Origin of the sequence: Granulicella sp. S190 (assembly GCF_009766095.1) — a bacterium.
Classification (GTDB): Bacteria; Acidobacteriota; Terriglobia; order Terriglobales; family Acidobacteriaceae; genus Edaphobacter.
Genome location: NZ_LMUD01000023.1, coordinates 478,451 through 490,626, shown reverse-complemented (window position 1 = coordinate 490,626; position 12,176 = coordinate 478,451). Strand labels below are relative to the sequence as shown.

At 56.0% G+C, this 12,176-nt stretch carries 9 protein-coding genes and 1 pseudogene; all 10 read right to left on the bottom strand.

Going from position 1 to position 12,176, the window contains the following annotated elements; all coding sequences use genetic code 11:
- A pseudogene (locus GSQ94_RS15485) lies at positions 1-499 on the bottom strand (hypothetical protein); the annotation flags it as partial.
- Positions 500-624: 125 nt separating this feature from the next.
- Positions 625-4,023: a carboxypeptidase regulatory-like domain-containing protein gene (locus tag GSQ94_RS15480; protein WP_158944737.1), complete on the bottom strand. Its 3,399-nt coding sequence runs from the start codon at positions 4,021-4,023 to the stop codon at positions 625-627.
- 425 nt (positions 4,024-4,448) lie between these two features.
- Positions 4,449-5,483 carry a HEAT repeat domain-containing protein gene (locus tag GSQ94_RS15475; protein ID WP_158944736.1) on the bottom strand — a complete coding sequence of 345 codons (1,035 nt, stop codon included), beginning with the start codon at positions 5,481-5,483 and terminating at the stop codon, positions 4,449-4,451.
- Positions 5,484-5,547: 64 nt separating this feature from the next.
- Positions 5,548-6,486: a HEAT repeat domain-containing protein gene (locus GSQ94_RS15470; RefSeq protein ID WP_158944735.1), complete on the bottom strand. Its 939-nt coding sequence runs from the start codon at positions 6,484-6,486 to the stop codon at positions 5,548-5,550.
- Positions 6,483-7,205 (bottom strand): hypothetical protein, encoded by a 723-nt coding sequence (locus tag GSQ94_RS15465; RefSeq protein WP_158944734.1) that lies wholly within the window; start codon positions 7,203-7,205, stop codon positions 6,483-6,485. Before GSQ94_RS15465 ends, GSQ94_RS15470 begins: the two co-directional genes overlap by 4 nt.
- Complete coding sequence (locus GSQ94_RS15460) at positions 7,202-7,786, bottom strand: RNA polymerase sigma factor (RefSeq protein ID WP_158944733.1); 585 nt, start codon at positions 7,784-7,786, stop codon at positions 7,202-7,204. Before GSQ94_RS15460 ends, GSQ94_RS15465 begins: the two co-directional genes overlap by 4 nt.
- A gap of 157 nt (positions 7,787-7,943) precedes the next feature.
- Complete coding sequence (locus GSQ94_RS15455) at positions 7,944-8,843, bottom strand: sugar phosphate isomerase/epimerase (RefSeq protein WP_254063900.1); 900 nt, start codon at positions 8,841-8,843, stop codon at positions 7,944-7,946.
- Positions 8,844-8,873: 30 nt separating this feature from the next.
- Entirely contained in the window at positions 8,874-10,445 is a 1,572-nt protein-coding gene (locus tag GSQ94_RS15450) for a GMC oxidoreductase (RefSeq protein ID WP_158944732.1), read from the bottom strand.
- Positions 10,446-10,469: 24 nt separating this feature from the next.
- Complete coding sequence (locus tag GSQ94_RS15445; protein WP_158944731.1) at positions 10,470-11,186, bottom strand: gluconate 2-dehydrogenase subunit 3 family protein; 717 nt, start codon at positions 11,184-11,186, stop codon at positions 10,470-10,472.
- Between the two features lie 360 nt (positions 11,187-11,546).
- Positions 11,547-12,056, bottom strand: coding sequence for a DUF4142 domain-containing protein (locus GSQ94_RS15440; RefSeq protein ID WP_158944730.1), 510 nt, complete (start codon positions 12,054-12,056; stop codon positions 11,547-11,549).
- Between the last annotated feature and the right edge of the window lie 120 nt (positions 12,057-12,176).

Here is a 12,176-nt window from a genome sequence, read left to right as displayed (position 1 = left end):
TCCACTCGGCGTGCCAGTTTGTCTGCTGCAGGAGACCTGTTTCGAACCAGCTCGCTTCGCTGGTGGGATAGGGTTTTCCGTTCTGATCCCATGTGCTGACGCACCAGAAGTATCGTTTGCTGGGCTGAAGATCGGGGCCGGCATAGGCAACGTTCAGAGAGTCGGAGGATTCTACGCGCCCACTATCCCATACGTCAGGATGGGCATTCGGAGAGGCGGGATGCGCACTGAATACCATGATGCGATATGCGGTTTGCCGTGCGCCGGGGTGCGAATCACGCAGTTGCCAGGAGAACTCGGGATGCGGCGTATCGACGCTGAGAGGTTCAGTGAGCGCGTTTGTCTGGAGAGCGATGGTTCGTGGCGCCAGCGTACCGCGAGTGACTGGAGCGGCAGCGTAGAGGCTTGAAGCTGAGGCAAGTAGGAGTGCAAGGATAAGGCGGAGTTGCCGAACTGAGCGAACAGTGCTCGAAGGCTGTGACGAGAGGGAAGGCGTCATCGGGATAGGAGATCCGTTTCTTATTTCGTTATTGCGTGGTGAGACAAAGACCATATGTAACACCTGAAGGTGCGTCCGCGGCGCTCGCAAGATTAGCAAGCTCCGCGGGCGCGGCCTTACGGCAGCTAGAAGTTAACGCGCGCTGAGAACTCCAGTTCGCGCGGATCTAGCGATGAGGTGACCCGGCCGTAGGTTCCCGAACCGAGGTTGGTATCTACGTTGCCAAAGTTGGGATGGTTGAGGAAGTTGAAGGCCTCAGCACGGAACTGAAGATTGAGGCGCTCGTGGATGGGAAAGGTTTTGTAGCCAGCGATATTGAAAGAGATCTCACGGGGGCCGCGGATTGTGCCTGGACGTGCGTCGCCGTAGAACCCATTCTCCGGAGCTACAAAAGATGTAGTGTCGAACCACTCCGACTTGTTTTTGAGGAGGCGGACCGGAGAGATCTGGTCGGGCCGTGTAGCAAGGCCTTGAACGCCAGTGGAGATGCCGGGAGTAAAGGCGAAGCCGCTTTCGAGCACGCTCAACGTTGCGAGACTCCACCCGCCGAGTACCTGACGCTCCAGCATATTCGAGCTACTGCGGAAGGCCTGAATGTCGTATACGCCGGAGAAGGTGAGGACGTGAGTACGATCGAAGTTGGACGGACCATACTCTGCAGCGAGATTAGTCCAGTCCTGAATTCCCTGCCCCCCGCCGCCTGCGATACTTCCGCCACCGCCGGTGTTGCTGGAGTGTCCGAACTGCGATAGCGATTTGCTGTAGGCGTAAGAGACGGTAGCGTTGACATTACTCTTACGGTAGACGAATCCAGTCTGGAGTGAGTTGTAGTTGCCCGAGCCGATGCCAGCTTCCGTGTAGATGTTGGAATAGCCTTTGTATGGACGGGTAAAGTTGGCGCTGGTGGAGTTTCCGAGATTGATGCACGGATCGAAGCTATACGTGGTTGAGGAGGTTTGACCGGCCGCGAGACAGCCAGCCTGCGTGGGTGCAGTGACAGGGAGGGGCTGGTTCTGATCGTATCCAAAGGTATCTTCGTGACGGAACTGCGTTCCTGCATAGGCGACGCTTAGGACTGCGCTGGGAAAGAGCTGACGCTCGACGGTGAGGCTGTAGGACTGCAGCTGTGTTGGGGTGAACTTTGGACCTACTGCATCGATGGTCTGCGGTGTAAGGCCTGTGGCCAAGCCAGCGGTTGGATTCTCAAGTGTTCCTGAGTTGATGTTCGAACTCTGCGTGAAAGGCGGGTTTTGGCCGAAGGCGTTGTAGATCGCCTCTACGGCGAGTCGGGAGTATCCGATGCCGTAGCCCGCGCGAAGGGACGTCTTGCCGTCGCCGGTGAGATCGTAAGCAAAGCCGATGCGGGGAGCGAAGTTCTTGCGTGTGGCATTGAAGAAACCGTCCGGTACGCCGTTCTGCCCAGCAAAGACAAGGCCGGTGGTTAGATTGGCGGCTGACCCTGTGGAGGTGACCGGAACGCCTGAAGCATTGGTAAGAAAGCCACCGCCGAGAGTCACGACAGGGGCTTGCGACGCGTTGTACTGTGAGGCGTAGAACGAAGAGACCTGATCGCCGGAGTTTGTGTTCGGCGAAAAGTAGACCCAGCGTAGCCCGGCATTGACGGTTAGCCTTCGGTTGACATGCCAGTCGTCCTGCGCGTATGCCTCGCCCTGACGATAGTGAAAAGATCCGCTACGTTGGCCGCTATCCTGATGGTAGGTGGAGTCAAGCCCAAGGAGATAGTCCGCAACCGGATCTCCGGTCCTTGTGCCGTTGAAGGCAAACGAACCGCCAGGGAGAGTGAACACGTTCTGGTTTTTGATACCTGCAATGTACAGCGCGCCGAACTGCAGTACATGCGAGCCCTTGGTCCAACTCAGATCATCCTGCAGGATGCCCTCACCATCGGAGGCATGAATTGGCGGAGTGGAGGCACCGAAGCCGGCATAGCCGCCGCTGAAGCTGACCGTGGGAGCCTTGTTGAGAACGTTTGCGTCTGGGAATGCCTGGTTGATGGTCACACCAGAGGGGAGCTGAAAGTTTGAGGTGTTGATTCGCGGCTTGTCGTAAGTCTCAGCGACGGTCGCAGTATTGATGAGGTTGGACGTGATGGTCGAGGTGAGACGGCCCATCATATTTATGCCAGTGGTGTAGTAGGTTGTTGGGGTGGTCGCGAAGATTCCGCCGCCGAAGGAGTTATACGGGATACCGTTTTTTACCTGCTCGTAGGAGACACGACCCGTAAGGACTTCGTTCTCGGTGATGTAGTGATCGACCCGGTAGTTATAGCTATCCTGGCTGAGGGTCTGCGATTGTTGATTGATGTAGTTGAGGCTGCTGCCGGGGTTGTTGGGAAGTTCGCCTAGAGAGTTGAGCAGGGCGATCGCATTGGGATCGATGCAGGCGGGATTTATGGTATTCGGGCCGGTGATGCAGTTGGTGGCTCCGCGCGCGGCGAGCTGCTGTTGACCGAGAGCGTCAATGGTGAGCGGGGTCGTGTTGGTCAACGTGCCCGCCCTCTGGGCAGGAGTAAAGACGAGACCCTGCGCGGTGGACCCGGTTTCGATGCGACGCCATTCGTTCGACGCAAAGAAGAAGGTTTTATGATTGCCGCCATAGATATGCGGTATGCGGATCGGACCGCCGAAGGAGTAGCCGAAGATATTCTGACGCAGCTTGGTTTTTACGGTAGCGAAGTAGGGGTTGGCATCGAGCGCATCGTTGCGGAAGTAGTCCCACGCGCTACCGTGGTAGGTATCGGTGCCAGACTTGGTCTCAACTACAACCTGGCCGGATCCCGCTAGTCCGTAGCGGGCGCTGTAGTTGTCTTTGAGTATCCGGAACTCGTCAATCGAGTCGACGATGGGAAGGATATTGATATTGGCCAGATTGCCCGTGTTCATGTTGTAGACGCCATCGAGCGTGTAGACGGAGTACTCGACGGATGCGCCATTGACGATGAGAGTAGTACCGCCGGTGAGGCCGCCAGCTGTCTGCTGGTTATTACCGGCTGTGCTGGAGACTCCGGGAATGAGCTGGCCCATCGACTGAAAGTTGCGGCCATTAAGCATAAGGTTTTCAACCTGCTTCGACGTGATAGTGCCGCCGGAGCCGGAGTCTTGTGTTTCGACCGCGAGGGCGTCCGCTGTGACGTTCACGCTTTCGCCGGTGCTACCAACTTTCAACGTGACGCTTGTCTCCCGGGTCTGGCCGGGATCAACCTGTACGTGCTGCACGGTGAGTTGCGTGAAGCCGACATGCGCGGCCTTCACGCTGTACAGGCCAGGGGTAAGCGCATCCACAGAGTAGAAGCCCGCCTCCGAGGTGGTGAGTGTTTTGCTGACGCCTGTAGCTTCGCTGGTGACTACGACCTCGACCCCTGCGATGGAAGAGCCGGTAGTATCCACAATGGTTCCGCGGATCGATCCAGTGTTGCCCTGCGCTAAAGCCATGCCGGCGAGAAGAACGAGCATAGTGGGCAATAAAAATAAGATTCGGATCTTCGAGTGACGTATTGATTCCATTACTGCCTCCATAAAATGAGCCTTGCGCGAACGCAGGACCGCTTGCCGACGGCAGCAGAGTTTTGTGCGGCGAGCCGTCAGATTCGTGTGCGATTCCTATTGTTCTTACAGCGCTAGCGAAACCTACCCTGAGATTTCGGCACAACCTTAAGCTGCGGGAATGACGCTGTCAAGACATTTTAGAAATTATTTCCTTATTGGATTTTTACTTGAAAATCTATTGGAGTTTGCAAGTGACTGTCACTTCTTCCGTTGGTGTTGCAAAAGTCCTTTTTCGGTGTGGTCCGCATGGTTCCTTCACTACAACGTGCTCTTAACAGAAGAGTCCTCCCGGACAGCGGGAGGACTCTTTTTGTTAGAAGCCTGATGAACAAACAAGAAGCAACGAAGTGGCCGCACCACAAGCGAGGGATTCGTACGTGGCGCTACTGGTTCAGTAGTTTCGTCAGATAGTCCAGCGCCTTGGGATCATTAGACTGTCCCAACCAGAAGACTGCCTGCTTCCGAACTGCGGGATCTCCGTTCGAGTTTGCCACGGTGATCAGCTGCGTTACGGCCTCTTCGCCCGGAAGTTGCGACAGCGCAAACACTGCCGATTTTCGCACACCACTGTCAGGATCGTTGGACGCGGCTTCTCGCAGATCGCCGGCGACCTTCTTGCCATCCTTGTTCGCCATCCAGAACTGAGCCTGCTTTCTGACCTGAGGAGACGCATCTTCGTGCGCCATCCGAATTAGTTCGGTCAGACCACCTGGATCGCTGGTCAACGTGAGGTCAAAGGTCAGCTTCTCGCGGAACCTCTCATCCCCATCGGTACGAGCGAGATGTTGGATAGCGTGGAATCCTTCTGCGCCGCGCTGGTTTGCGAGCCAGAACGCCGCCTTCTCCCGAATCTGCAGGTCATTCTCCGATGTGGCGAGATTGACGAGGGCAGCAGTCGCCGCCTCCGTCTGGTGGATCGAGATCGCAAAGATCGCACCGTCGCGGAGGTGCTCTGCATCACTTTGGCTCGCGAGAGCAGACAAGGTGCGAGCGCTGTCGTCCGCATCGACGCCATTCAACCAAACCAGAGGAATTCCGCCCGCATCCAGTACGCGATCCGGATTCTCGACATGGAGCTTCGTCACTCCACCATCCGCCACCTTGAGCAAAATTAGGGCGTGATCAAAGGACTTGCGATCGTCCTTCGACGAGTCGTTTGTGCTGGAACCGTTACTCCCTTCAAGATATTCAACATGGTTCGATGCCCAGTCCGAAGAGACCCTCTCCTTGACAGGGATCGAGTAGCCCACCCAGGTTGCGCCTCTCTGCGCCTTCAATCCATCCAGCACCGCATTTAGGCCATGGTCGGCAGTTTGAGTCTTTAGCTGAGCATGAAGGATCGCTGGCTGCTGCGCCATGAGAACGGTGGCTGCAGAGATCGCCATACTAGCGGCAAAGATACGCGCGAGGGTTCGCATCGATATTCTCCTGAACATCTGAATCGGTTTACAGCGTTGATTGTGATGGGTATGGAGCAGCGGTTTACTTCAGCAGCTCCATCATGTAGTCCGTTGCAGCTTTGTCATTTATCAGAGCGAGCTGGGAGACGATGCTTCGCTTCAACTCTAGGTCTTTCTCAGACCGTGCAAGTTCAACCATCCTTTGCGCATCCTGCGTAATAAATAAAGCAGAGATAACCGACCTCTTGATCTTTACATCGCCAGCAGCTTTGTAGACCTCTACCAACGTGTCGTTCGCTCGCTTTCCCTGGAAGATCGCCATCGACTGAATCGCTTCTCTTTGCAGTTGCGGGTCCAGCTTTCCAGTCACGACATCGTGCAGAATGCTCTCTGCTTCAGGCGATTTGCTTTGTGCCAGCACAAACAAAGCATGCTTCTTCATGTCAGGAGAGCCATTTCCATTGAGAACTCCCCTGAGGAGAGGGATCGCCTTTGCCGGATCATGATTGAGCAAAGAGTTCAGCGCCAGCATCTTCAGGTCTTCGTCCGATCCGCGCGCCAGGTGGCTATCTCCTCCATCGGTTACCACGTGAGTTGAATCTCCCAAGTCCTTCATCTGAGCATTCAGGTCGCTCATGCTCTCGGCAAGTGCCTGCGTATCCACATGGACAGTAACCGTAAGTGCAGAACAGTCATTATTCCAGGGACTATTTGTAGCCTCAGCTTTTAGCTGATCGCACGTGGCGGCGACAAGCTGCGGCTTGCCGAGCCTGTTCAGCGAATAGGCCTTCCAGTAAAGCGCCGAGTCCACGCGCTTCCCCTTCGCGTTGATTACCTTGTCGAAGGAGGCAACCGCATCCGGCCAGCGATGCTCCGCCATCGCCTTCGAACCTATGGTGTAAGCAGCATCGTCCTGCACCGGTTCACCGGTCAGCTCAGACGCCAGTGCGTGAAAAGAAGGCATTCCCACCGAGAAAAACAGCAGTGCCGAAGAGAGTTTAATCCGAGTAAAAGATGTCATTGTGCCACTCCTTGATTTCGATCGTCGTTCTGCCGCAGAATCCGTATATCCAGTAGCAGTCCGCTGGTGTTCATTTCGAGCCGCAACCGCCAAGTGCCATGCTGGGTCTCCGGTTCGTTATCGAGAGTGGTGAGTACACGGCCAAGATCTTCTAGCACCGCTGCCTGTGCCACATCCCCACTATCCCTGGCTGTGTGAACATAAACAGCGTTCTTCAGCAACAGGCTATGCGCCTGTTCGCGCGTAGCCTCATCGAGCGGCCCTTGCGTATGGTTCACCTCGGTCAGCAGACGCTCGGCGGCGTCCAGATGATCCGCAACCGCCGGGTCGCGGGGCTCGGTGCTCAGTGGGCCATGCCCATTGATAGCCAAATTAGGCCTCGTCTTCAACGCATGTCGGCCATGCAGTGCACCGAAGACCACCAGGAAGAGTGCTGCCATCGCCAATCCAACCGCTGGCCATACGAACTGCCATCGCATGCCAAACCGTTTCGGCCTTTCCACGCTCAGTATGCTCAGATTTCCACGCAGCCGCTGCCAGTTATGTTCGAGATCAAGCTGCGGAACCGGCTCCGCGGAGAAGACACGCAGCGTCTCTGCAATCGACTCCGACATCGTCGCGCACTCCGTACACTCCTCCAGATGCCTGCGAATCGCGGCCTCATTAGAGCTTTCATGCAACTGATACGCGATCAGATCCTCTTCCGCAAAATGTTTCACCGCAAACCTCCCGCCACTGGCGCAAGTGATCGCCGCAGCTTCGAAACAGCACGGAATACGGCCTGCTTCGCCGAGTTCACCGTAATATTCAATGCCTCTGCAATCTCCATCATGGGAACCTCTTCCATATGCCGCATCGTGAATGCGGCACGTTCCATCGGCGTCAACTCGCCCATCGCTGTTTCGCGCAAAGTAGCGGCTTCGCGGCCGAGCAACTCATCCTCCGGCCCAGCTTGTCTATCCGCGACGCGCACAGTGCCATCTGCCGCCGAAGGCTCATCCGCGATGCGCGACGCCCGATAGGTGAGGTCGCGCTTACGACGTTCGACGAGATTGATAGCTGTGTTCATAGCGATTCGTACAATCCAGGTTGAAAAAGCTGATTCCAGTCGAAAGCTCGGAAGCTTGTTGTAGGCCCGCAGGAACGCCTCCTGCGCTGCCTCTTCCGCATCCTCTTCATTTCCCGTGATGCGAAACGTCACACGAGCGACTGAGGAGAAGTGACGATCCATCAATACGCGATAGGCGTCTCGATTCCCGCCGAGAACTTCACGGATCGCTTCTGTCTCTGCTCTATCCATTCGCCGATTAGACAATGGGTTTGCCTTCCGGTTAGGTTCCCGCGAAAAAATAATCGGCGGTATGGCACAAAGGCCATCCCGCCGATATTGAACCAACTTCAGCCTAATAACAGGCCGGAGCGCTAAGACGTGAAATCTAAAGGAGAAGCCGAAGGTGTTAGCTTTTGAAGTTGCGGAGATAATCCGCATCCACCTTCAGCGAGTCCTTCCATGGCATATCGAAGGCCTCCTGTTCCACAAAGGAGTGCATGATGTGCTGCGTCTTTGCTGCCTGCGCAAAGATGGGATGGTAGTCGATGGAGCCATGGCCTAGCTCAGTGACCTTCGCCTCGTGATTATCGGGCGATGGATTGCCTGCAAGGTTGAAGTCTTTTACGTGGAGCATGGAGATGCGATAGGGATGATCCTTCAAGATCTCCTCAGGCTTTACGCCCGCAACGATGGCCCATCCGCAGTCGAGCTCAAAAGTGACCTTCTTCGGATCAGTGAGGCTCAGTAGCTCAAGATACGGAATCTTGCCGTCGGTCGAGGCAAACTCCGGAGTGTGGTTGTGATAACCGAAGTGAATGCCGGACGCGGCCGTCTTCTCGCCGAAGATATTGAACTGCTCCGCGTTATAGTGCCAGTCGTCAAGAGTGTGCGGAGTGTGGCCGCTGTGCGGTCCTGCCGGAGCGGGCGTTCGCGACCCGGGGCTGGAGCAGATGAGGAACTGCACGCCGAGCTCCTTGTCGTACGCCACAATCTCATCGAAGCCCGCATGTAGATCCGGGAACGGATGGTGGGCACTGACGCATCGCAGGCCCGCTTTATCCAAGGCTGCACGAATCTCTTTTGCGCTTTTCTTGGGTAGCGCTGCCGCTTCTACCTCGGTGTAGCCGGCAGCACTGATTGCAGCGAGAGCTTCGTCCAGATTCTCTCCCATCTGCTGACGCACCGAATAGAGTTGAATGCCAAGCGGCAGGCCCAGAGGATTGGCATGAGCGAAGCGGCTTGCAAAACTGAAGGCGGCGGATGCCGCGATGGTTCCTACGAACTGCCTGCGAGAGATCTTCGTCACGTTTTCCCCTTGTATTGCTATTTGCTGTTGCTAGATATTCTGCTTGCTCATCTCACCGGCAAGATACTCCGACGCGCGCATCGACAGAGAAAGAATTGTCATCGTCGGGTTCTGCCAGCCTGCACTGGTAAAGCTTGCCCCGTCTACAACGAAGAGGTTCTTGTGGTCGTGGCTCTGGCACCATTTGTTGAGTACGCTGTGCTTCGCATCATCGCCCATGCGGCAGGTGCCTACTTCGTGGATGCTGTAGCCGGGCGGGTTGGGAACAGGGTTCTTCGATAGCACCTCGAATCCTGCTGCTTCGGCCACCGCCGCACCTGTCTCAGCGGCATCCTTGGCCATGTTGTACTCGTTGTCGGTGTACTTGGTCTCGACATGGAGAACGGGAATCCCCCATGCGTCTACTTTGTCTTTGCTAATGCGCACATGGTTCTCGTATCGTCCGAGGACTTCTCCCATCATGGTCATGTGGAAGGCACTTCCGTGATACTCCTTCAGCTTCTGCTCCAGCTCCACACCGTACGCCGCGAAGTTTCGAGGAGCTACGGCACCAGTGCTGCTGGTAACATTCAGCGCGTATCCGCGGAGAAACTTGTCACTCTTGGTCGCGATGTTGCGAAAGCGCGGAACGATCGCTCCGCCACCCATGAGCTCCTTAGTGCCTTTGCCATTGCGGGCTTCAGGGACGGAACAGATGACACCGGGGCCGTAGATCTGGTCCATCAGATAGCGCCCCACCAGACCACTTGAGTTGCCGATGTTCGAGTTTAACAGTAAGCGTGTACTTTCGAGAGTTCCTGCAGCAAGCACCACTACGCGAGCTTTGACGGACATCTCGCGCCGCGAGAGCCGGTCGATAAAGAGACAACCATTCGGCTGGCCCGTATTCTTATCCACTGTCAACTGGCGCACTACCGCATTGGCGATGGAGGTGAGCTTGCCTGTTTTTTCCGCATCGGGAAGGAGAAGATTAACAGAACTTGCAAGACCATCACGACCGAGAGCGCGACGTTGCTTGCAGACGGACATCTCGAACGGCTTGCCTGCAGTCATGAAGCGCTGCATCGACTGCGACCAGGGATCGTGGTCGAGAACGAAGTTGCCATCGGGCATCTGCGGCGGACCGTCGAGCGCCCCCGCGACCTGAAAGATATCCTCTACTCGCGAGTAGTACGGTGCGAGGTCTGCATAGCTGATCGGCCAGTCTTCTCCGAAGCCGTCGTGAGACTTCGCCTTGAACTCGTAGTCGCTCAGACGAAACGATTGCCGCGACCAGAAGAGAGATCGTCCACCGAAGAGACGCACACGGACCCAGTTGTAGGGGTTCTCAGGTGCGAAGGTGTACGGCACCTCCTGCTCATCGACCCAGACGTTTGCATTGAATTCATTGGCCTGGAAGACGTGCTCCAAGCGCCCAGGCGGTTTGAAACCACGATACGGAAGCTCGTAGGCGGGTTTGTGCTCGGCGTTTCGCGCTACATCTGCCACGGGCCCGGCGTTTAGCATAAGGCAATGAATGCCGCTCTCGGTCAGGATCTTTGCTGCCATGCCGCCAGCGTGTCCCGACCCGATAATCAGTACGTCGAAGGTCTCGTTAGTCATCAGTCCTTGAGTGTTCCGTGAGGTTTATCGTGAGTATTCCGGCATGACGTGCGATGCCTTTGGAGCGGCGATGACGTGGACAGGAGCCTGCGAGCCGTCTGAGTTTGTCGCGTAGATGTCCGGGTCAATCGGATACCAGAACAGTTCCGTGGACGACGCCTGGGCGTGGGAGGAGGTCACGTCGCTCCATGCCCTTGAGTTGATGGTGGCCATGCGAATGTCGTCGTGAGCGATGTTGACGAAGTCCGCGTGCGGCTCGGTTGGAGGATGGTCGTTCATCCACGTACGAAGTAACGGCTTCAGAATAGAGCCCGCCTGACGATCGTCAAGTTTGGCGAAGCCTTTGCCGTATCTTTTCTCAGACTCTGACTCGAGCCAATTCAAGCCGCCTTCGTATACCTTTTTGCGAGCAGCGGGCGAGCTACCGATCAGGAAGTCGAGGAAGAACGGCGTCTCGGCCTGCAGCGCTCCCGGCTTGTCGCCGATGGGAGGCATCAGTACATCCGCTAGCCGTATCAGGGCTGCCAACTGCACCGGCGTGAAGAAGCGTTGCACCGTCTCTGTAATGCCATCGGCTACTTCGGTCTGCGGTATTGGAGTTTTGGGGTTTAGTCCCAGCGTCCAAGGCACTGGTGCGGGAGGCGGAGGGGCAGGGGCAGGATTCGCGGTCTGCTGAGAGAGCAACAGACGTGGCGCGACACTTACAGATACCACAGCGCGGACGAAGTCACGACGTAACATGCAGGCTCCTTGGTCTCGAGTAAACGCTACACCGGAACCTTACCTATCGTCCAACTTTGAGAACGGGCTGCTTCAGTTCCGTGTCGGAGCCTTGAGTCGTCGCCTTTTTTATTTGGTGGTAGTTTATGAGATTTTGCGGGGAGTTTTACGAAAATGTAGTGTTTTGTGATGGTGTTTTGATGGTGAAGTTGTGGTGGTTGGCGTGGTAAACGTGGAGTTTCAGCAACGACTTTTCGATGACGAAAAATGTGACACGGTTTCGCGGTTTATTTTAGGGAGTGCCGTTCTGGGACTGTCATGCATCGCGGCAGACGCCCACATCTCGGAGGGAAGACGTGGGCGCCGGCTGATTATTTTTGGTTACAGCTTCTTTTTAAGGTCGTAGGCCATATTTTTGTGGGCAGCTACGGCGGTCTTGCCTTTGATAACTGCGGCGCGGAACTGTACCTCTTTGGTGTCCTTGGCTTCGGTGGTGAATGCACTGAGGGCCTTGGAGTGGTCTGTCACCATCTGGTCCATATACTCCTTGTCGAAGTCATTCCCGGAGAGTCCGTTGAGCTTGTCGAGTTCTTTCTGGTGATCGGAGTCGGGACCTGTGGGAGGAGTGAGACCCCACGAGTCAGCGTAGGGCTTCATGCTTGCGGTCATCTGGGTGTGCTCTTTCACCATCTTTTCGGCGAAGGACTTGACCGCAGGATTAGTGGCTTTCTGTTCTGCCAACTGGCTGAGGGCTATTTCGTTTTGGTCGGATTGGGCTGCCGTTGCCAGAAATTTCTTATCGTCATCGGTGACTGCTTTTGCTTTGGTTGGGGAAAGCGCGGCAACAATGCCGAGCATTGCGCAACACATCCACTGCGTCGAGTTTTTCATCGGTTCTCCGGATTGCGGCGTAGCCGCGAAGTTTCGTTCAGGGCGTGAGAGGCAGTTTAGTGGTTTTGAGTTGCATCTCGGAGGCATGGTTAGACGTAGCAGTTTGCGTGGGGCGCAAAA